Below are 20,428 nucleotides of genomic sequence, written 5' to 3'. Positions count from 1 at the left end.
ACGACACCTCCCCCGCATCTCCCCCGCACTCCCCGTGCTTCCAGCGTAGTGCCGTACGCCCGAAGGGAAATGCGAGCGTCGGCGACGGATTCGCAACCGATCCCACAGAACAGCGAATTCGTCAACCGGAATTCCGGGAAGTTCATCGGGACTTCGCGGAAAAGGGGTTCAGGAAAGCAGGTCGACCTTCACGTCCGCCGGAAATCCGGTGGTGGGGCCGACCCGCCGCGCGAACTCGGCGACCGCGGACAGCTGCGGACCGCCGAAGCGGAAGTCCAGGGTCGTGAAGTACCGCTCCAGGATCCGCTCGTCGAAGGCCTCCCAGCGGGCCGCCTGCTCGGCGACCTTGGCCACCTCGGTCAGGGACAGGTCGCGGGAGGCGAGGAACGCCTCGTGCACCTTGCGGGTGACCTCGGGCTCCCGCTCCAGGTACTCACGCCGCGCCGCCCACACCGCGAAGACGAACGGCAGCCCCGTCCACGCCTTCCACATGGCGCCCAGGTCGTGCACCTCCAGGCCGAAGTTCGGCCCGTCGAGCAGGTTCGCGCGCAGCGCCGCGTCACCGATGAGCACGGCCGCCTCCGCCTCCTGCATCATCAGCGAGAGGTCGGGCGGGCAGGTGTAGTACGACGGCCGCACGCCGACGCTCTCGGCCAGCAGCAGCTGCGCGAGGCGTACGGAGGTGCGCGAGGTCGAACCCAGGGCGACGCGTGCGCCGTCCAGGCGTTCGAGTGGCACCTGGGAGACGATCACGCACGACATCACCGGGCCGTCGCAGCCGACGGCGATGTCGGGGAAGGCGACCAGGTCGTCCGCGTTGCGCAGGAACTCGACCAGGGTGATGGGCCCGATGTCGAGGTCCCCGCGCACCAGCTGCTCGCTGAGCTTCTCGGGGGTGTCCTTGGTGAGCTCGAAGTCGAGGAGCGTGCCCGTTCTCGCGAGCCCCCAGTACAGGGGCAGGCAGTTCAGGAACTGGATGTGGCCGACGCGCGGCCGGTTGCGAGATTTGTCCACATCGCGAGGCTAGCCCTCATGGGGTACGGTGCGGGCTCCGGGGGCCCGGAGGGTGCTCCCGAAACCGGCCGTACACCCTGTGTCAACACTGTCGACGGCGTGTCGCCGGTGGGACAGATGAGGAAGTAGAGGCGACCCGTCAAGCCGGAACCCGAGCGGTTCAAACATCCGGGTGACGTGATCTTGCCCTCTATTGCATTCCCCTGCCCGCGTGCTAGGCTCGCCCGCAAGTTGCAGTTTGGTTTCCCTTGCAGTACAGAGCCTGCGGAGCATGTGACCGCGGGCTCTCGTCTTTTCAGACGTATGCAGTTGTGCGGCATCTTGTTTTCACACTTGCAGGGTTCTGGAGCAGGGCAACCCTTTGGGCCCAAGGAGGGCTTATGGCTACCGGAACCGTGAAGTGGTTCAACGCCGAAAAGGGCTTTGGCTTCATCGCCCAGGAGGGTGGCGGCCCGGACGTCTTCGTCCACTACTCCGCCATCAACGCGAGCGGCTTCCGTTCGCTGGAGGAGAACCAGCAGGTCTCCTTCGACGTGACGCAGGGCCCGAAGGGTCCGCAGGCGGAGAACGTCACCCCCGTCTGAACCGTTCGATCCGAGGGATGCCCCTCTGACGACGTCTGAGAGCACCACCCAAGGAGCCCCTCGCCGTTTCGGCGCAGGGGCTCCTGCCTTTTCGCGGCCGACTCCTTTCCCCGGCGCACTCCCTCCCCCCGCCCGCTCCTACATGTGCTGCATCACCAGGACGAACGTCGTCCCCGGAGCCAGCGCCTCGTACGAGTGCGGCACGTCGCCGCGGAACGCCATGTAGTCACCGGGGCCGAGTTCGACCTCCTCGCCCCTCGGGCCCGCCTTCACCCGGCCCGTGCTCACGGTGAGGTGCTCGACCGTTCCCGGGATGTGCGGCTCCGACTCCCGCACCGACCCCGGTTCGAGCCGGGTCCGGTAGATGTCACGGCGCGCGCCCGGCGGACTGGCGGACAGCAGGACCGCCGTATAGCTCGAGTGCTCCGAGTGGACGGTGGGCCCCTCCCCCGCCCGGATCACCTGCACCGCCGGCATCGGCGGTTCGATCAGGGCGCTGAACGGCACCCCGAGCGCCACGCCCAGCGCCCACAGCGTCTCCATGCTCGGATTGCCGCTCGCCGCCTCCAGCTGGGACAGCGTCGACTTCGCGATCCCGGCGCGTTTGGCCAGCTCGGAGAGGGAAAGGCCGGCGCGGGTGCGCTCCCGGCGGAGGGCGGCGGCGATCCAGTCGAGCGGGAGCCGGGACGGGGGCTTCGCTCCCGAGGGGGCTGCGTCGGACATGTCGTTCGCTCCAGAAGTACGATCGTTCGCCTTGACGAACAAGAGGGCTCCTGTTCATTGTAGAGAACATGCGTTCGCTACTCCGAACACCCCAGGTCCGTGACCCCGCGTTGTTCCGGGACGTCTCCCTCGTCTGCGCCGCCGGGGGTGTCGTAGGCGTCTCCTTCGGGGCGATCTCCGTGGCGGGCGGGCTGCCCGTGTGGGTGCCGGTGGTGATGTCGCTGATCGTGTACGCGGGGGCGGCGCAGTTCAGCGCGGTCGGGATCCTGTTGGCCGGAGGCGGACCGTTCGCTGCGGCGGCCACCGGGCTGCTGCTCAACACCCGCAACGCCGCGTTCAGCCTGGCGGTCGCCGACCTCCTGGGGCCGGGGAGGACCGCACGGTTCGTGGGCGCGCATCTCGTCACCGACGAGACGGTGGCCTTCGCCCTGGCGCAGAGCGATCCGGTACGGCGTCGGGTTGCGTTCTGGGTCTCGGGGCTCGGCCTCTTCACCGTCTGGAACGTGTGCGTCCTGGCCGGGGCCCTGGCCGGCACCGCGCTGGGCGACACCGCCTCGTACGGCCTCGACGCCGCCTTCCCGGCCGTGCTCGCCGCGCTGGTCCTGCCCGCCCTGCGGGAGCGGCCGCCCGTACGGCGGGCCGCGTCACTCGGGGCGCTGGTCGCGCTGGCGGCGACCGCGGTCACGCCCACGGGAGTTCCCGTACTGCTGGCACTGGCCGGGCTGCTGGTGTGGCGGGCGTCGCCGGAGGGAAAAAGCGCGGCGCACGGGAGGGCGTCATGAGCGACGGGGTCATCGGCGCGATGCTCGCGCTCGCCGTGGGGACGTACGCCTTGCGGCTCACCGGGCCCGTACTGCACGGGCGGGTGGAGATCCCCGTACGGGTGCGGGAGTTGCTGGCCGCGGCAGCCGTGGTGCTGCTGGTGGCACTGCTGGCCACGGGCGCCCTGACGGAGGGCGGTGCTTTCGCGGGGTGGGCACGGCCCGCCGGAGTGCTGGCGGGCGGGGTGCTGGCCTGGCTCAGGGCCCCGTTCGCGGTGGTGGTCCTGGGAGCGGCGGCGACCACGGCGGGGCTGCGGGCGCTGGGGGTCGGGTAGCGATCACAGCCGCGGCCCGGCGACAGCGCGCCCGAAAAGGGGCACGGGGAACTGCGCGACAAGCCCCGACGAACGACGGCCGGCGACCGACCTCAAGGCCCCCTCCCCTCCCTGCCCTCCCCCGGCCCGCCCTCAGGCGGCCCCCTCCGCGACCAGCGACTCCATGACCCGCCGCAGTCGGACGCCCCGCCCCAGGTCCGGTTCGAGCCCCTTCCCCCTCAGGAGCGCGGTCAGGGACGCCTGGACGACCTCCGCGCCCTCGGGGGCGACCCGCTTGGAGACCTCCAGCCACTCCAGAGGCTGGTCCGCTCCCACCGTGCAGTGCTCCACGGTCACTTCGTGGTGGTCCAGACGCACCCCGCGCCAGCGGACCGTGTGGACGGGACCGAGGACGTCGAGCGAGCCGAGGCCGACGTCGATGTCGGCGCAGTCGGCGAGGAAGGCACGCTGACGGTCGGAGAAGACGAGGTCCAGCGGCTCGGCACCGAGCACGGCGGCGTCCACGGCCGTACGTTCGCAGTCGGAGACGAGAGCGGCGGAGAGCACCCGGCGGTCGCCCGACCAGGCGCCCGCCAGGTGGAAGGAGTCCGGTCCCTGCTCACGGAAGCGCAGCCAACGTTCCGAGAGCCGGGACCGGCGACAGGGCCGCAATTCCGCGGTCGCGGCCCCGCCCCGCCCGCTCCCCGCCCGTAGGCGCAGGATCAGCCCCGCATCCAGAAGCGGCAGGTGACCTGGCGCCGTGGAGCGGGCGAGGGCCTCACAGAAGTAGACGCGGCGCCGGGCTCCCCCGGTGTCCGGCGCCAGCGCCCAAGTCGCGGCGGCCGTGCCCGCGCCCGAGAACGTCACCTTGATCTCGACCGAGTCGAGCCGGTCGGATTCCGAGGTGAGATCCCCGCGTCCCCCGGATGCCGGCATGGGCCGTCCCCCTAGTTCCGCGACCTGGTTCATTTCCCCTGTTTCCCTTGGTTCCTTCTGTTCCTTCGGTTCGTTCTGTTCCTTCGGTTCGTTCTGTTCCTTCGGTTCCTGCTGTTCTTTCGTTCTCCATTGAAGGCCCGGGGAGGCTCCCGTCGCTTCCGGGAAGTCCCTACATCTCCCCTGACAACTCCCCCTGGGGGATGATGGACGGGCGGGGCCGGGCACGGCGGGCACCAGGGGGTGGCGCATTGTTACGGGGACTCGTCGGTCGGGAGCGGGAACGCCGACTGATGGACGACCTGCTCGTGGCGGGTGGGGCGGGTGGGGCGGCACTGCTGTTGTGGGGCGAACCCGGTATCGGGAAGACCGCCCTGCTCGACTACGCGGCGGAGCGGGCGGCGGCCGGCGGCTCCGGCGCGGCCCCGGCCACGGTCCTGCGCGCCCGGGGCATCGAGACCGAGACCGTGCTCCCCTTCGCCACCCTCGGCGACCTACTGATGCCCCATTCGTCCCTTTTCAGGGAACTCCCCGGCGTCCAGCGCTCGGCCCTGGAGTCCTGTCTGGCCCTGAGCGGCGACCCGGCGGACCCGCCGGGCAACCCCTACGCCGCCTGCATGGGCGCCCTCAACGTGCTCGCGGCGCTCGGCGACGAGCGCCCGGTCGTGGTCCTCGTCGACGACCTGCACTGGGTGGATCCCTCCTCCCAGCGCGTCCTGCTCTTCGTCGCCCGCCGTCTCTCCAGCGAACGCGTCGCCCTGGCCCTGGGCTCCCGCGAGGACCACGGCGAGTCGGGGCCGCGCCGCAGCATCCCCACCGTGCAGGTGGGCGGGCTGGCGCCGGAGGAGTGCGCCGCCCTGCTGGAGGGCCGCGTGACCCCGAACGTGCTCGCCGACCTCGTACGCGTCAGCGGCGGAAATCCGCTCGCCCTGCGGGAGATCGCGGGCGCGCTGACGGACGAACAGGCGCGCGGGGAGCGGCCGTTGCTCGATCCCCCTCCCTCGGAAGTCACTTGGAGCGCGCCTGGGCGGCCCGGATCGACGGGCTGCCGGACACCGCCCGCCGGGCCCTGGTCGTGCTGGCCGCCAGTCGCTCGACGGCGGCGGGCCCGTTGCGCAAGGCCCTGGAGGCGGCCGGGCTCTCCCTCGACGCGCTCTCGCCCGCCGAGGAGGACGGCCTGATCACGGCCACGGCCGACGGGCTGGACTTCCACCACCCGGTACTGCGCGCGCTGGTGCTGGGCCGCGCCCCCCTCGCGCACCGGTACGCCGCCTTCCAGGCGCTGGCCGAGGTGAGCACCGGCTCGCTGCACGCCTGGTACCGGGCGTCCGCGACCCCCGGCCCCGACGAGGAGGCCGCGGCGGCGCTCGCCGACGCCGCCCGGGAGGCCCGTCGGCGCAGCGCCTTCGGCGAGTCGGCGCTGGCCTGGCGGCGCGCCGCCGAGCTCACCCCGGACCCCGCGCCGCGCGCCGACCGCCTCCACCACGCCGCCTCCGACGCCCTGCTCAGCGGGTCCCCGGCGGGCCCGCAGTGGTGCGAGGAGGCCCTGCGCATCACCCCCGACCCGGCCGTCCGCGCCGCCATCCAGGGCCTGTTGGGCCGAATGCACACCTGGAAGGGCGAGACGGCCCAGGCGTACGCCCTGCTCATGAACGCCGCCGACGCCGTGCGCGGCTCGGACCGCACCCGGGCCTGTCTGCTGCTGGCGGAGGCGACGGCCGCCGCGCGCCTGGACGGACACGTTCCGGCGGCGGTCCGGGTCGCGGAGGAGTCCCTCGCCCTCGCCTCCGAGACCGGGCCCGAACGCTGGTACAGCCTGTCGATGCTGGGCGGGGCCCTGATCATGTCCGGCCGTACGGCGCGGGGGCGCGAGATGCTGGAGGCCGCCGACCGGCACGGCGGCGGTGACCCCGTCCGCGACCAGCAGGTGTACGCGATCGCCGGGCAGGCCTGGAGCCGGGCGGAGGAGTTCGTCCGGGGGCGCCGGCTGCTCAACACGGCCGTGGAGTCCGCCAGGCGGCACAGCGCGGTGGGCGTGCTGGGCTTCACCCTCGCCGTACGCGGGGAACTGGAGACCCGGATCGGTCAATGGGCGTCCGCGCGGGGCGACTTGACGGAGTCCCTGCGCTGGGCGGAGGAACTGGGCCAGCTGACGTGCGTGAGCTACTCGCTGTACTGCCTCGCCCGGCTCGAGGCCCTGCGCGGTGAGCGGGTCGAGTGCGAGGAGCATGTGGCGCGGGCGCGGCGGGAGTGCGGGGCGTACGGCATCGGCTGCCAGGAGTTCCACATGACGGCGGTGCTCGGGCTGTCGGCCCTGGCCCACGGCGACCACGACGCGGCCGTCGACCAGTTGGAGCAAACGTTGTCACTGGCGGTCGAGCAGGGCATCGGGAACCCCGAGGTGGTGCCCTTCGCGGCGGACCTGGCCGAGGCGCACGTACGGGCGGGGAACGCGACGCGTGCCGCCGAGGTCGTGTCCTGGCTGGAGGAGCGGGCCCGGGAGACGGGCCTGGCGTCGGCGGAGGCGGCGGCTGCCCGGGTCCGGGGGCTGCTCGCGGGGACACCGGAGGAGGCGGAGGCGTTCTTCGGCGCGGCGCTCAAGGCCCACCAGCGGACGACGGGCCCCTTCGACTGGGCGCGGACCCTGCTGTGCGAGGCGGAGGTCCTGCGCCGCTACCGCCGCCCGGGGGCCGCGCGCGCCCCGCTGGCCTCCGCCCTGGCCTGCTTCGAACGGCTGGGCGCGGTGCCGTGGGCCCGGCGGGCCGCCGGTGAACTCGCGGCGGCGGGCGGCGTCCTCGGCACGGCCCGGTCCGCCGGCAGTGGTACCGGCGGCATGGGCGGCGCCCTGAACCAGCTGACCCCGCAGGAGTTCCAGGTGTCGCGGGCGATCGCCCGTGGCCTCAACAACACGGAGGCGGCGGCCTCGTTGTTCGTCTCCCGGAAGACGGTGGAGGCCCATCTCACCCGGATCTACCGCAAGTTGCACGTCCGCTCCCGGACGGACCTGACCCGGCTGCTCACGGCGGCCGACCTGGTGGATTGAGCCTGGTGGTCGAGTACGGGTACTCATGTGGGCGGTCACCGGCGACCGGCACGGTACCGCTATGCGATCGAGTTTCCTTGAAGTCCTTGCTGGCGGCGGCGCTCGGCGTCGTCGTCCTGGCCGGCTTCGGCACGCAGACGCTACCGCCGATCAGGCCTCGGCCGAACGGATCTCCACGGTCGGCGTCGCCGCGACGAGCGACGACGCGGAGTTCCGGTTCTTCGGGATGAATGAGCTTCTTCGAGCTGGCTACCGATCAGGTGACGGCTGACGAAGCACAACGAGCGCGGCCTCCGAGCTGTTGATCGAGATGTCTGACATCTCGATCACGTTGCCCGGGGGCCGCGTTGGTCATCTGTCCCGCCGCAGGAGCGGGCCGACGGACCCGGGTGTATCTCGCGGAGCACTTCGGTGCGGCGGTTACGGACGAGGGGAGCGCGGCCATGAGGCACCAGCTCCGGGACGCCTTCGCTCGCGGTCAGGAGTCCGCCGCGTGATCCATCACCACCTCGTGCTGGACGCTCCCTACTCCTGGTCCGCCTCCTGGCCGGGCCGCCGGTACACGAGCATGTCCATCTGTTCGGGAAAGTCAAAGTTGGATTCCACGTACTCTTCCAGGTCATGAACGAGTAGAAGTTCGTACTTCGAGAGCCCGTCAAGGCGATGGAAAACGTACCGAGCAAAATCCTCGGGGCTCTTCCATTCCGGATGTTCTGCCCGGAAGCGAATGTCGAGCAGCAGGGGGTGGGCCTCGAACACCGGCCACACCCACTCCCCTCCCGGCGGAAGCAGCATGACGTTGACGGCCGCTTCCTCGATCCCGATGTGTGAGAACTCGCCCGCCCCCCTCACCGGCGATGGCGCGCCAAGAATCGCCGCGACATCACCGGCAATCCGCCTCTCCCACGCCGTGTCGCTCTCGCCGGTCAACGGGGCGGCGTAGATCTCAAAGTCCGACATGCGGCCAGTCCAGCACAGGACAGCGCCTACTTTCCATACACGTCTCCGTCCCAGCGCCCCCAGGCCCCGAAGGACATGATGCCGCCGGTCTTTCCACCGACTGCCCAGACCCTCTGGAAATTCGGGCCGTTGGAGAAGGAACTCACCTGGCCCCGCACTGCTCTGGTGACGGTGTCCCGGTCGAGATCAGTGCCCCGCACATCCAGGAACACCGAGTCGACCCCCTGCTTGTGCGCCTTCTTGAGGCGCACCTGAACCGCGTTGCGGCTGGTCGGCGCCTTGAACTCGGACCGCTTTCCGCTGACCCATGCGTCGCCACGCCCGTCGGTGTCGTCACGGGACATCACCTTCGCTCCCCGGACAGCGAGGAAGATCGCCGTCTCGTACTCCTTGTCCGAGAAACCGAAGCCGTTCTGCTTTTTCCGCGTTCCCTCGTCCGCCCACGATTCGTCGATGTCGTACGCGGCGTCCGCCACGTCCTTCCACAGTTTCAGCTCGGTGAAGTCCTCCTTGCCTTTACAGAACGAGGTTCCTCCGTCCATACGAGCCATGCATGTGAACATCACGGCGTCGCCGGCCATGTCGATCTCGGCCGCGATCCCGAACGCTCCCTGGCGCATGTGGGCGAGCCTCGCCTCGGAGAGCTGCTTGGCCAGATCCTTGTCGCCGTAGTACTTCTCCTCGCTGTAGCCTCCGCCGACGCTGCCCGTGTCCACGAGCGCCGACTTGCCCCCGGGGGGCTGCGGCACGTCGTCGATCGGCTTCACCACGGGGTTGCCGTCGGAGTCCATGGGGAACAGCCCGCTGGGGTCGCTGTAGCCGATCGGGTTGTTGACCGAGTACGAGTAGGCGTTGAGATTCTGCGGCTGATAGGGAGTGCTCAGCGCGTCCGGGCTGAGGAACCGGCCGAGGGTCGCGTCGTACATCCGGGCGCCCAGGACGGACAGGCCCGTGGTGTCGTCCTCAGGCTTGCCCAGGAAGCCTCGGTCGGTGCTCGCCGGCAGGTCCGTGTCGCCGTTCTGGGCTCCGAAGGGCAGGTAGCGACGCCGTTGTGCGGTGCCCGCGGCCGCGTCGACGGTGAGCTGAGTCGACGCCTGGCCATCGGACATGATCCAGCTCAGTTTGCTCGTGGTCGAGTCCACCGCGGTGCGCGAGGCGACGACCACCCCATCGGCACCGTAGAAGCGCGTGGCCTTCGCGGCGGCGCCGGGTGCCTTGTGGACCTCGTGGCCCGAGAGGTACAGGACGTTGTCGGTCGGTGAGGTGCGCAGCAGGAGCACGCCGGCGGCGTCGTAGACATAGCCGGTGGTGGTGGCCCCGCTGGTGGCGGTGACCTGGTGCAGGGCGTTCCAGGCCAGCTCGGTCGTGGCGCCCTTCACGGTGCGGCTCTTCAGCTGGCCGACGACGTCGTACGTGTAACTGTCGGTACCTGTGGGCGTCTTCACCGTGGCGACAGCGTGCGGCTGTGCGGCGCCCGCGGTGTACGTCGACTGGTCGGCGGAGTAGCCGGGGTAGACGTAGTCGTAGACCTCGGCGCCGGTGGCGGTGGTGTTGGTGACCTTCTGCAGGTTACCGATGCCGTCGTAGGTGTAGTCGAGCTGGTAGGGATCCTGGCCGGTGGCCAGGTCGGTGGCGAAGGGACCGGCGCAGCCGGTCGCCGCCGCCGAGGTCCAGGCACGGGAGAGACGGTTCAGCTCGTCGTAGGTGTAGCACTGGTGCTGGCCGCTGATCCGGTCGGCGAGGTCCGTGGTCTGGCCCGCGTTGTCGCGGAGGTAGTCGTCGTTTTGGACGGTGCCCTTCGCGCTGGTGGTCGTGGTGATGTTCTTCAGCCAGCCGGTGCCGGTGGCGTCGTCGTAGGTGTAGGAGCGACGGGCAGTGGTGCCGGTCGTGGCCGTGGTGCCGTAGGTACGGTCGGTGAGGCGACCCAGTCTGTCGAAGCCGGTGGAGTCGACGTAGACCGTGTTGTTCAGATCGCTGGTGACCTTCTCCGGGTTGCCGTAGGCGTCGTACTGCGTGGTGACGGTCTCCTGCGGCAGGCCCCCGACAGCTGGATGGGTCACGCCGGTCTGCTGGCCTGCCGTGTTGAACGTGGAGACCGTCTTGTAGGTGCCCTGCAGGCCGCTTCCGTCGGTGGGTATCGTCGTCTGCGACTCGGTGATGTTGCCGTCGGCGTCGTAGGCGTTGACCGTGTTGGTGTACGCGTGGCTTCCCACGTACGCGGTGGACGTCGCGAGCGCTCCGACGCCGCCCTGAGCCGTGTCATACGTGTTGCGGGTCAGCACCGTCGACCCGTTCTGCACGGTGAGCGGACGGTTCAGAGCGTCGTAGGTGTAGGTCACGACAGTGCCGTTACCGTCCTTGACGGTCTCGACATTGCCGTTGCCGTCGTACGTCGTGGCGCCGACGCCGTTCGGGTCGCTGTCGAGGTCCTTGCCACCGGTGCGCTCGCCGAGCCAGTTGTAGGTGTGGGTGGTGAGGTTGCCCTTGGAGTCGGTGATCTTCGAGAGCAGACCGCTTCGGGTGTACTCGTAGTAAGTGGTGTACGTGGACGGGCCGAACTCGACGACTCTGTCGATCTCTCCGAACACGTTGGTGTACGTGTTCGTGCGCTCACCGACAGCGGGCATCGTGGTCGTGTAGTCGCCGTGGTAGTTGGTGCGCGTCTGGCCCTGGGTCTGGGCCTTGCCGTTCACCAGGACGCGGGACTCGGTGGTGCGGCCCGCGAAGTCGATGAGCAGGTCGGTGTAGGAGGGCAGGCCCTCCACGGTCGGCAGGACCATTCCCGAACCCGCGGCGTCCGAGTTGTAGAAGGCGGAGCTGGTGCCGGTGACATTGCCAGAGGTGTCGTAGCGGGTGGAGACGACGGTCCGGCCGGTACCGGTCGGCGCCGGACTCTGCGTCTCGCGAGTGCGGCCCAGACCGTCGAGGTACTGGTACGAGGTCGCGGTCTTCCCACTCGATTCCAGCAGGGTCTTCGTGGTCACCTTCGGCGGAACGCTGGAGACCAGGTCGGGCACGCCCTCGCTGTTGTCCGCCGTGGTGACCGTGTAGGTGTACTGGAGGGACGGCGTGCCGTCGGGGTACGCGGAGATTCGTGAGGGCTTGAAGACCTGGACCATGCGGCCCACCGAGTCGTGCACGATGCGCGTCGTCTGGTTGTTGACGTCCTGGACCCGGTACGGGCTCCCCCACAGCCGGGAGTACCAGGTCGTGGTCGACTGCGGTCCGGTCCCCGCGGTGGTGCCGTCCGGGTCGGGGGTGGTGACCTTGACGCCGTTCACCGGCCAGGACGTGGCCGGGGAGTACGTGGTCGTGGTGGTCTTCTGCCTGCCGTCCGTCGTGGTGAGCGTCCGGCCGGCCCCGTCGTACGTGGCCGTGCTCTCCCGGTAGGTGCTCGCGTCGGTGTACTTGCGCACCGCGGTGACGTTGCCGTCGCCCGGCTTGTTGGTGGCGACCGAGGTGGCGCCGTCGTACAGGGTCACCGTGTAGGCGTCCTGGTTGGACGAGGAGCGGGCCGCGCAGTCGGCGGCGTAGTGCCGGGTCTCGTCCGGCAGGACCATCCAGCGCTGGACCTGGGAGTCGGGGAAGTAGTCGGTGTTGTAGGCGCGGCCGTAGGTGGTGCAGCGGTTGTCGTCGGTGGCGGACAGACCCCAGTCGTTGGTGCGCAGGGGGAGGCCGTACTTGGTGCTGACCGCGTCGGCGGTGTCGTACTCGTCCTTGACGACGTGCTCGCGCCAGCCGGTGGAGGTCTTCTCGTGCGTCGTCGTCTTCGACTCACGGACGAAACGGGCGTCGGGCACGCCCTCGTACTGGGCGGTGACGTACGCCCAGTACTCGTGCCAGACCCGCTGGTGGGACTGGCCGGAGCCGTCGCGCTTGCTGGACTCCAGGGTCCTGCCCGCGAGCCAGGCCGAGTCGGTGACCGCCGGATTGCCGCTGTCGCCGTCGTCGACGGTGACGCTGCGCTTGGCCGACGGGTCGGTCTTGGAGGTGCGGTCGCCGTCCATGCCGCGGTACAGCCAGAGGTACGTGGAGGCCGCGTTGGACTTGGTGCCGGTGTGGACCTCGACCTGCTGGTAGCCGCGCCACTCGGTCCAGGACTCGTCCTCGTCCTTGGTCAGCGGGTCGTTGGGGTACGCCCAGGCGGGTTTGCCCACATAGTCGTACGTGGTGGTCATCACCGGGTCGCCGTCGTTGCCGGAGCCCGAGCCGGGGCCCGGGTCGACGCTGACCTCGGAGACCACGTACTTCTTGAACCAGCCCGTCCTCTCCTCGGTGGCGCCCTCCGGCACCCATCTCTGCTTGAAGCAGGCCTGGGTGTTGTTCGACTCCGAGGGCGGGTCGTCGATGTCGCAGGTGTCCTGGTCGTCGTAGTGGCGGTAGGTGACGTTGACGAACGAGCCGAGGTCGCCGTGGATCTGGGTGACGCGGCGGAAGTTGAGGACACCGCCGCCGAGCTGGTTGTCCCGCCACTCACCGTTGATGTTGATGGTGGGCAGGGTGATGTCGTCGCCGTCGCCGTAGCCCTTGCGCTGTACGTAGTCCAGCCAGAGCGTGTTGTCGACGGTGCCCTCGGGATTCGGCAGGCCGTACTTCATCTGGTACTGCATCGCCGGGTCCCACGGCGACGAGTTGTCGTCACGGACGAAGGTCTTGACATCCCACAGCATCTTCGTGGCGAAGAAGGTGGGCGAGTACGTCTCGCCGGTGATGGTCTTGCAGCCGCCGTCGGCGGCCGTGCCGTCGCACATCAGGTCGGTGGGGACGTCCGGGTACGAAGCGGCGTTGGAGGAGATCGCCGGGCAGGCCGCGGGCTCGCTCGCCAGCGGGTCCTTGTCCCCCATGCGCTCGACACAGCGGCCCACGTAGCGCAGATCGACCTTGGCCGGGAGCTGCGCGCCGGAGATCTGCGAGGCCCAGCCGTACTCGATGCGCACGGGGTAGGCGGCGGAGTCGTACGCACGGGCCTGGTCGGTGAGGAGCACGGACCGGTAGTGGTTCTTCTCCTTCTCGTAGAAGTAGGCGTTCTCCACCTCGTTGCGGTCGACGACCCGGTCGAGCTGCCAGCGGTAGGCCTGGGTCCGGACGCCGATGCCGCCGTCGTAGCCGGGCTCGCCCGCGTCGTTGCCGAACACGGGCACCGTCAGCACCGAGTCGGTGGCGCCGCCAGTGCGTTCGGAGCGGCCCCAGCCGAAGTAGTAGCGCATGCCGTCCTGGGTGGAGACGACCCAGTACTCGTCGTCGGAGCCGTGCCCGCCGGTCAGGTGCTGGACGCGCCAGCCCGGGTCGTCCTGGACGTGGTACGAACCGGTGCCGTTGCCGTCCTGGACGAGGGGGGAGGTGACGCCGTTGAAGCTCATGACGTACATCGCGCCGTCGACCTCGTTGGCCGCGTTCGGTGAGGCCCAGCACAGGTCGCCGACCCAGCCGGAGCCGGTTCCGTCGTCCTGGCAGCCACGGTAGCGTCGCTCGATGAAGCCGACACCGCCCAGTTCCCAACCCAGACCGGCCCAGTTGGCCTGGGTGTTCTGGGCGGAGGTCAGGCTGTCCACCGACTGCGAGTTGTACTCCAGCGACAGCGACGGCGCGCTGCCGGTGGGCGGCTTCGGGGCATCGATCGGCAGGTCGTAGGTGAACGCGCCGGAGCCCGCGGAGACGTTCCACGACCCTGAGGGCTTCAGGGACGAGGCGCGGTAGTCGCCCGCGTCGGAGGAGGAGCCGGAGGCCAGGGCGTACACCGTCGCCGAGGACGCGGTGGTCGCCAGGGTCGACCGGGACAGCTCCGAGCCCTCGTCGAGGGGGGAACGCTCGGCGGCCGGGTCGCCGTCGGCCTGCACCGTCGCGCTGAGGACGCCCTTGGCCACGTCGTTGGAGACGGGTATCGACTTCGCCTTGCCTGGCGCACAGCCCTTCGCCTTCGGCGTGGTCAGCGCGCACGCCGGCAGGGAGACCAGCCGCAGGCGGGAGGCGAAGTTGCCGCCGTAGGCGTACTTGAAGCCGGAGTAGTCGAACGTGACCTGCACCGGGCCGGCGGTGGCCGTGCCGTCCCGCCGGGTGACCTCGACGCCGAGTCCGATGCCGCCCACCGGCGACAGGCGCCCGTGGTCCAGCACCTTCACGTCCACCTCGGCGGGGACGGACGTCTTCGAGGACTGGGCGCGGAACTTGGCGGTCGCCGGGGCGGGGCCCACCGAGACGGCCCCCTTGCTCGCGCCGTCGGGGACGACGGGGACCCTCTTTCCGGTCCTCAGCCCGGCCAACGACACGCGCGCCTTTGCCGACTTGGGCCAGACAGTGCGGGCCGGCTTGGTCGGGGTGGTCTCCGCGCGGTCGCGCGGCACGCTCCCGGCGGCCTGGGCCGGGACGTTCGCCGGCTGCTTACGGTTGGCCTTCGAGGCCTCCGCGGCGGACGCCGCGCTCTCCACGGTCGGCGCCACGAGAAGCGACGCGGTCAACACCGCGACCAGTCCGAACGAGGCCCGTATGCCACGCCTGCTGCTGCCATGTCTGCGCGTCAGTCGCACGGACCATCCCCCACCCACCGGGCCGGGAAGCCCCGGCACAACCACGAACAGGACCCGTCGCACCGGGAGCGAACGCGTCGTTCGTCGCCAGCGATGCGATCAGGCCATCGGTGGACGCTAAATGGTCGTCCATCAGATGAGGTAGTCCCACATAATCGGATGATCCATATGAACCCTCACTTCACAGCACCTTTACAGATGTGACTTCCCTCACCTTCGGGAACTGGATCGCCATCAACCACCTGACCAGCGACGACGAGGCTGGTGCCGCGGGCGTCGGGATGGTTGAATCCAGCGGCTGTTTGCACACAACCAAGGGGGAGGGCTTCCAGCACATGAACGCGGACATGGGCAGATCCAGCCACGGACCGAACCGACGGCAGATACTCATGCGCGCCGCCGGCCTCACCGGCGCGGCGCTGCTCGGCTCGGCGGTCCTCTCCGGCGCCGGTACCGCGGCAGCGGCCGTGGCCACCTCCAAGCGCTTCGACCTCACCGACGGCTCCGACGAATGGTTCCGCGAGATTGTGTTGCAGGAGGTCCGGATCCTGCAGTCCTTCTCCTTCGACAACACCAACAAGCACCTCTACACGGCGCAGTTGGTGCAGGCCGGACGCCAACTCCCGGGCGAGACACGGACCTACACGGGCACGGAACGCGAGACGAACGGCGATCTGTGCATCACCCGCCTCGACTGGCGGGGCTACATCATCGGCCGCATGTACCTCAAGGGCTTCGGCCACGGTGTGTCCATCGCCGCCGAACCCTCCGGCAACGGCGCCTACCTGTGGACCGAAACCGCCTCCATACCGGACGGCGCGAACGTGGGCTACGGCACGAAGATCGCCCGCTTCAAGTTCGCCAACGGTGTCGTCCTCACCCCGGAATCGCACCGGGTGACGACGTACACCCCCGCACCGGGCTCCGACCACAACACCGTCGCCGTCGACCCCGTCAACAGCCGCCTCGCGGTCCGTCACCGCATCGGCGGCACCTGGAAGATCAACCTCTACGACCTGGCCACGTTCAGGTCCGGCACCTTCACCCCGCTGGCCTCCATCACCCAACCCTCCGTCCTCACCGGCGTCACCTTCCAGGGCTACACGACGCTCGGCCAGTACCTCTACACCATGGACGGCACCGCCTACACCTACGACTCGTCCGGCAACCGGACCAGCGACAGCAACACCTACGTCACCTGCATCGACTGGAACACCGGATCCGTCGTCCAACGCAGCCTCAGCAAAGCGGGCGAGAGCCTCTTCTACCGGGAGCCGGAGGGGATGGCCATCCAGATCCCCGACACCTCCAACCCGGCGGCGGCCCGACTCCACCTCGGTTTCGGCTCCGAGGAATCCCTGACGGCGACGGACAAGAAGGCCAGCTTCTACTACAAGGATCTGCTGGTCTGACGCGGTGGCGGGGCGTCGCGGTCGCCGAATTGCCGACCGCCACGCCCCGTCCGTCGTCAGGGACCGTCAGGGATTCTCGATGGTGATGAAGGGGTCCCACTGGAAGTAGCCCTGCAACTGGCGGTGCCGGTCCAGGATCTGGAAGGCGAAGTGGTAGACGACCTTGCCGACCCTCTTGACGGTCGTCCGCCAGTAATGGTCCTGGTAGTTCTGCGTCACGAATTCCGGCCTGCCCTCGGAGCCTTCCTTCGGCAGCGGGTAGACGCCGTCGATCACTTCGATCTCCGGTGTCCGGATGAGCTGGTGACCGGGGTCGCTGCTCACGTATTTGTACAGTAACGCCTTGTATTCGCTGCCGAGCGACAGGGTCGTCTCCCGCCACCTGATGGTGTCCCCGGGTTCGGCGCGGAGATTCAGCTCGGCCCCCGACGTGCCGACGATGTGGTCGTGGCGGGTGGTCATGTAGATGAGGCTCTCGTCGGCGTAGGTCGGCGCGTCGGGATTCCTCGACGCGTTGGGATACCGCTCGACGAGCGTGGCCGCGTCGAACGCGATCAGGACGTTGAGATCAGCCATTACCTGTTCCTTCCGTGCCTCGGGACGGGACCTCGTGCGCCGTCGCCCGTGGATGGTCGGTCATGGTTCGAAATCGTAGATATGCCGAAACGATTTCACTGATGCCCGCACGAGCAAAGTCCGGAAAACACCGATCGCCTTTCTTGACGGATTTTCGGCTTGCTCACCTTTACTCACCGGGGCCGGAGTTCCACCAGAGACGGAAGGGAGAGATGACGAACCGGAGGCAGAGAATTCACGGACGGAATGTGGCCGTCCTGAGCAGGTGACGAAGAAGGCTCGGCCCCGATTTTCCGGCGCCGTCCTTTCGTTGGCCTTTTCGACACGGATCACCCCGACGGCGTCACGCCAGAACCGAGGTTCCGCCCACGACCGCAGAAACGTGCCGTCGGGGGCGGCGGACTCAGCGGCGTTCTTTGAAATGCACACCGACGAAGAGGGCCCCGATCACGCAGCTGAGTGTTCCGGCCCGGACGAAGAGCTCTCCACCGTCGGCGTCCGGCACCCCCGGTACGTCCCAGCCCAGCCACCGCACGCACACCCATGCGTACGCCCACCCGGCCGCCCCGAGGGCGGCGAAGGCCAGGGCGACCTTCCCGTTGGCCGAGGCGGGAAGGGAACGGAGGTCGGCCACCACCCGTCGTACGTCGAGGGGTTCCGCCTCACCTCGGCGCGCTCTCAGATGCCGCTCGTGGAGGCCGAGGAGCAGGAAGCCGACGAGGCACATGGCCACCGAGGCGGTGAAGAGGTGATCGGTGACGTCGTCGTCCCGTCCCGAGGAGGTGAAGGTCCGCACCGTGGACCAGCCCCCCGCGGCGACGGTCAGGAGTGTGCAGGCGGTGTAGAGCCTGCCCCAGGGCGAGGAGTGCAGGTGCGCGACGCGTCTTCGGATCATGTGGTCGTACAGTAACGGCCTCGATTGTGCGGGAAAGGCGGGGGACGATGACGAAGCGGGGCGTTCTGCTGGGCTGGGGTGGGCTGGTGGTCCTGCTCGGGGTGGGTGTGGGCGTGTGGTGGGGCTGGTTCCGGGCGCCGTACGCGCTCGCCGACTCGCCCTCGGTCCAGGTGACCGTGCGGGCCGCGAAGTCCGAGTATCCCTATACGCGGGAGACCGCCGAGGAAGTCGACACCCTGGTGCGGGTCTATGTCCAGCGGCTCAAGGCCGGTGACGTGGAAGGGCTGATGGAGCTGGCCGGGCCCGCGTACGAGGGGGCCCGGGGTGCCGCCTACGAGCAGGTGCGGGAGTTCGGCGAGGGCGCGCGCGGCCCTGTCGATGTCACCGTGCTGGAGGGCGACGTCGACTACTTCAACCCCGTGCGGCTGACGTACGACCGGACCGGGCAGGAGCAGGAGTTGCTCCTGGTCAAGGACGACGGGTACTGGTGGGTCGGGCTGGGAGAGGGCGACCCGGCCGCGGGGATGTAGGGGGCCAGGGACCCCTAGTTCTCGTACAGCCCCTCGATCTCCGTCGCGAAGGCCTTCTCCACGACCTCCCGGCGTAGTTTCATCGACGGCGTGAGGTGGCCCGCCTCCTCGCTGAAACCGTCGGGGACGATTCTGAAGCGGCGGATGGACTCGGGACGCGAGACCAGGCGGTTGGCCTCGTCCACCGCGCGTTGCAGGACGGCCCGCAGATCCGGGTCCTCGGCCAGCCGGTCGACGGGCATGTCCTGCTTGGCGTTCATCTGGGTCCAGTGGCTGATGCCCTCGGGGTCCAGGGTCAGCAGCGCGGTGACGTACGGGCGGCGGTCACCGATCACCATGGCGTGGGCGATGAGGGGGTGGGAGCGCAGCCAGTTCTCCAGCGGCGCCGGGGCCACGTTCTTGCCGCTGTCGGTGACCAGGATCTCCTTCTTGCGGCCGGTGATCGTGAGGTAACCCCCGTCGTCCAGGTGACCGATGTCGCCGGTGGCGAACCAGCCGTCGGGCCCCGCGGGGACGACGCCGCCGGCCTGCGGGTCCCAGTAGCCGCGGAAGATCTGGCCGCCGTGCAGCAGGATCTCGCCGTCGGCGGCTATCCGGACCCGGGTGCCGGGGAGGGGACGGCCGACCGTGCCCAGACGGGGCCGGTCCGGCGGGGTCACGGTGACGGCGGCGGTCGTCTCCGTCATGCCGTAGCCCTCGAAGACGTCGATGCCCGCGCCCGCGTAGAAGGCGGCCAGCCGGCGGCCGAGCGGGCTGCCGCCGCAGATGACGTAACGGACCCGGCCGCCCAGCGCCTTGCGGATGCGCCGGTAGACCAGCGGGTCGTAGAAGGTGCGGGCCGCCTTCAGGAAGGCGGACGGGCCGGGCCCGCTGCCGTGCTGCTCGGCTTCCAGGGCCTCGCCGTAGCGGCGGGCCACGGCGGAGGCGCGGTCGTACGAGGAGGCGCGGCCCATGCGTTCGGCGGAGGCGCGGGCCGTGTTGTAGACCTTCTCCAGCACATAGGGGATGACCAGCAGGAACGTCGGGCGGAAGGACTTGAGGTCGGCGAGGAGGTCCTCCGTGCGGAAACTCGGCGAATGGCCGAGGCGCACCCTCGCCCGCATACAGCCGATCGCGACCATGCGGCCGAACACATGGGCGAGCGGGAGGAAGAGGAGGGTGGAGGCCTCCTCGTCCGTCCTCGCGCGGAAGATGGGGTAGAGCAGGTCGATCGCGTTGTCGACCTCGGCGCAGAAGTTGCCGTGGGTGAGCGCACAGCCCTTGGGGCGGCCGGTCGTGCCGGAGGTGTAGATCAGGGTCGCCAGGGTGTCGGGACCCAACACCCCACGCCGTACGGCCACTTCCTGGTCCGACACGTCACGGCCCAGCTCGGCGAGCCGGTCCAGGTGCTCCTTCTCGAAGACCCACATATGGCGCAGGTCGGGGATGCGGTCGAGTTCGGGGCCGAGGGCGGCGGCCTGGGCGGCCGTCTCGACGGCGAGGGCCACCGCGCCCGAGTCCTGGAGGATCCAGCGGGTCTGGAAGACGGAGGAGGTGGGGTAGACGGGGACCGTGACCAGGCCGGCCGCCCATGCCGCGAAGTCCAGGAGGGTCCACTCGTACGTCGTCCGCGCCATGATCGCGATCCGGTCGCCCGGCATGAGGCCCTCGGCGATCAGGCCCTTCGCCAGCGCGAGCACCTCGGCGGCGAAGGCGGCGGCCGTGACATCCCGCCACCGGCCGTCGTCCTCTCCGTCCGCCCCGCCGTGCTTCCGGCTGAGGACGACCGAGTCGGGGGCGTGCGTCGCGTTGTCGAACGGGATGTCCGCGAGCGAGCCGTAGGTCACGGGCTCGGCGAGCGCGGGGACGTACGCCTCCCGCACGATGCCGTCCAGCCGCTTCAACTCGGGTTCCACCGGGGCGGGTTCGGCGCTTTCGAGGTTGGACACGGGCGGCTCCTGGGCGTTCGGTGTGTCCGGATCGTACGGGGTTGGTGTGTGAGGTTCGTGTGAGTGTGGCGATGGTCCGGAGATGGAACCGGGCCGGGGATGTGCAGTGTCGCGGACCGCCCGGCCATGGCTGCACCGCAGGTCAAGGGCGTGCCAAGTTACCTGAGGGTCGCCCAGTTCCCGGGGTGCGCGGGAGGTCCGACCGGCCCTTACCTCGGGTAACCTGACTGT

15 protein-coding genes are annotated in these 20,428 nt (G+C 69.7%); 7 read left to right on the top strand and 8 right to left on the bottom strand.

Translation table 11 applies throughout. The features are described from left to right. Nucleotides 1-168: 168 nt before the first annotated feature. A complete protein-coding gene (locus GWK25_RS03495) occupies nt 169-1,014 on the bottom strand; it encodes a menaquinone biosynthetic enzyme MqnA/MqnD family protein (RefSeq protein WP_215448445.1) in 846 nt (281 codons plus the stop codon). A 380-nt stretch (nt 1,015-1,394) separates the two neighbouring features. On the opposite strand from GWK25_RS03495, the gene GWK25_RS03490 reads away from it, so the two are divergent. Then, nucleotides 1,395-1,598, top strand: coding sequence for a cold-shock protein (locus tag GWK25_RS03490; RefSeq protein WP_003992177.1), 204 nt, complete (start codon nt 1,395-1,397; stop codon nt 1,596-1,598). A gap of 138 nt (nt 1,599-1,736) precedes the next feature. Here GWK25_RS03490 and GWK25_RS03485 read toward each other — a convergent pair whose 3' ends face one another. Next, on the bottom strand, nt 1,737-2,321 hold the full coding sequence (locus GWK25_RS03485; protein WP_215448444.1) for a helix-turn-helix domain-containing protein: 585 nt from the start codon (nt 2,319-2,321) through the stop codon (nt 1,737-1,739). Between the two features lie 68 nt (nt 2,322-2,389). On the opposite strand from GWK25_RS03485, the gene GWK25_RS03480 reads away from it, so the two are divergent. After that, nucleotides 2,390-3,103 carry an AzlC family ABC transporter permease gene (locus GWK25_RS03480; protein WP_215448443.1) on the top strand — a complete coding sequence of 238 codons (714 nt, stop codon included), beginning with the start codon at nt 2,390-2,392 and terminating at the stop codon, nt 3,101-3,103. Next, nucleotides 3,100-3,417, top strand: a complete 318-nt coding sequence (locus GWK25_RS03475) for an AzlD domain-containing protein (protein WP_215448442.1) — start codon at nt 3,100-3,102, stop codon at nt 3,415-3,417. The genes GWK25_RS03480 and GWK25_RS03475 overlap by 4 nt, the downstream gene beginning before the upstream one ends. A gap of 132 nt (nt 3,418-3,549) precedes the next feature. Here GWK25_RS03475 and GWK25_RS03470 read toward each other — a convergent pair whose 3' ends face one another. Next, nucleotides 3,550-4,332, bottom strand: coding sequence for a hypothetical protein (locus GWK25_RS03470; RefSeq protein WP_215448441.1), 783 nt, complete (start codon nt 4,330-4,332; stop codon nt 3,550-3,552). A 290-nt stretch (nt 4,333-4,622) separates the two neighbouring features. On the opposite strand from GWK25_RS03470, the gene GWK25_RS43205 reads away from it, so the two are divergent. Together GWK25_RS43205 and GWK25_RS44465 are read left to right on the top strand one after the other, a co-directional pair. After that, nucleotides 4,623-5,510: an AAA family ATPase gene (locus GWK25_RS43205; RefSeq protein WP_251828697.1), complete on the top strand. Its 888-nt coding sequence runs from the start codon at nt 4,623-4,625 to the stop codon at nt 5,508-5,510. 422 nt (nt 5,511-5,932) lie between these two features. Beyond that, nucleotides 5,933-7,372, top strand: coding sequence for a LuxR C-terminal-related transcriptional regulator (locus GWK25_RS44465; protein ID WP_308404469.1), 1,440 nt, complete (start codon nt 5,933-5,935; stop codon nt 7,370-7,372). A 525-nt stretch (nt 7,373-7,897) separates the two neighbouring features. On the opposite strand, the gene GWK25_RS03460 is transcribed toward GWK25_RS44465, so the two are convergent. Continuing rightward, a complete protein-coding gene (locus GWK25_RS03460) occupies nt 7,898-8,332 on the bottom strand; it encodes a hypothetical protein (RefSeq protein WP_215448440.1) in 435 nt (144 codons plus the stop codon). A 26-nt stretch (nt 8,333-8,358) separates the two neighbouring features. After that, complete coding sequence (locus GWK25_RS03455) at nt 8,359-14,856, bottom strand: RHS repeat-associated core domain-containing protein (protein WP_308404169.1); 6,498 nt, start codon at nt 14,854-14,856, stop codon at nt 8,359-8,361. 200 nt (nt 14,857-15,056) lie between these two features. Between GWK25_RS03455 and GWK25_RS03450 the strand changes: the two genes are divergently transcribed. Then, nucleotides 15,057-16,268 carry a Tat pathway signal sequence domain protein gene (locus GWK25_RS03450; RefSeq protein ID WP_308404168.1) on the top strand — a complete coding sequence of 404 codons (1,212 nt, stop codon included), beginning with the start codon at nt 15,057-15,059 and terminating at the stop codon, nt 16,266-16,268. Nucleotides 16,269-16,334: 66 nt separating this feature from the next. Here GWK25_RS03450 and GWK25_RS03445 read toward each other — a convergent pair whose 3' ends face one another. Together GWK25_RS03445 and GWK25_RS03440 are read right to left on the bottom strand one after the other, a co-directional pair. Next, nucleotides 16,335-16,844, bottom strand: coding sequence for an inclusion body family protein (locus GWK25_RS03445; RefSeq protein ID WP_215448439.1), 510 nt, complete (start codon nt 16,842-16,844; stop codon nt 16,335-16,337). Between the two features lie 403 nt (nt 16,845-17,247). Next, complete coding sequence (locus tag GWK25_RS03440; protein WP_215448438.1) at nt 17,248-17,739, bottom strand: hypothetical protein; 492 nt, start codon at nt 17,737-17,739, stop codon at nt 17,248-17,250. 47 nt (nt 17,740-17,786) lie between these two features. On the opposite strand from GWK25_RS03440, the gene GWK25_RS03435 reads away from it, so the two are divergent. Further along, the gene (locus GWK25_RS03435) at nt 17,787-18,269 is read left to right on the top strand and encodes a hypothetical protein (RefSeq protein WP_251828696.1); all 483 of its coding nucleotides are present in this window, start codon (nt 17,787-17,789) and stop codon (nt 18,267-18,269) included. Nucleotides 18,270-18,283: 14 nt separating this feature from the next. On the opposite strand, the gene GWK25_RS03430 is transcribed toward GWK25_RS03435, so the two are convergent. Continuing rightward, on the bottom strand, nt 18,284-20,197 hold the full coding sequence (locus tag GWK25_RS03430; protein ID WP_215448437.1) for a long-chain fatty acid--CoA ligase: 1,914 nt from the start codon (nt 20,195-20,197) through the stop codon (nt 18,284-18,286). Nucleotides 20,198-20,428: the final 231 nt, after the last annotated feature.

The sequence above is a fragment of the Streptomyces sp. ATCC 21386 genome, from assembly GCF_018728545.1.
Taxonomy (GTDB): Bacteria; Actinomycetota; Actinomycetes; order Streptomycetales; family Streptomycetaceae; genus Streptomyces.
This window is presented reverse-complemented; position numbering and strand designations above follow the sequence as displayed.

Excerpts from the sequence above, each read along its gene's own strand:
- GWK25_RS03460 (WP_215448440.1), bottom strand. The coding sequence starts at position 8,332 with ATGTCGGACTTTGAGATCTACGCCGCCCCGTTGACCGGCGAGAGCGAC.
- GWK25_RS43205 (WP_251828697.1), top strand. The coding sequence starts at position 4,623 with ATGGACGACCTGCTCGTGGCGGGTGGGGCGGGTGGGGCGGCACTGCTG.
- GWK25_RS03480 (WP_215448443.1), top strand. The coding sequence starts at position 2,390 with ATGCGTTCGCTACTCCGAACACCCCAGGTCCGTGACCCCGCGTTGTTC.
- GWK25_RS44465 (WP_308404469.1), top strand. The coding sequence starts at position 5,933 with ATGCACACCTGGAAGGGCGAGACGGCCCAGGCGTACGCCCTGCTCATG.
- GWK25_RS03435 (WP_251828696.1), top strand. The coding sequence starts at position 17,787 with ATGACGAAGCGGGGCGTTCTGCTGGGCTGGGGTGGGCTGGTGGTCCTG.
- GWK25_RS03475 (WP_215448442.1), top strand. The coding sequence starts at position 3,100 with ATGAGCGACGGGGTCATCGGCGCGATGCTCGCGCTCGCCGTGGGGACG.
- GWK25_RS03445 (WP_215448439.1), bottom strand. The coding sequence starts at position 16,844 with ATGGCTGATCTCAACGTCCTGATCGCGTTCGACGCGGCCACGCTCGTC.
- GWK25_RS03485 (WP_215448444.1), bottom strand. The coding sequence starts at position 2,321 with ATGTCCGACGCAGCCCCCTCGGGAGCGAAGCCCCCGTCCCGGCTCCCG.
- GWK25_RS03470 (WP_215448441.1), bottom strand. The coding sequence starts at position 4,332 with ATGCCGGCATCCGGGGGACGCGGGGATCTCACCTCGGAATCCGACCGG.
- GWK25_RS03490 (WP_003992177.1), top strand. The coding sequence starts at position 1,395 with ATGGCTACCGGAACCGTGAAGTGGTTCAACGCCGAAAAGGGCTTTGGC.
- GWK25_RS03440 (WP_215448438.1), bottom strand. The coding sequence starts at position 17,739 with ATGATCCGAAGACGCGTCGCGCACCTGCACTCCTCGCCCTGGGGCAGG.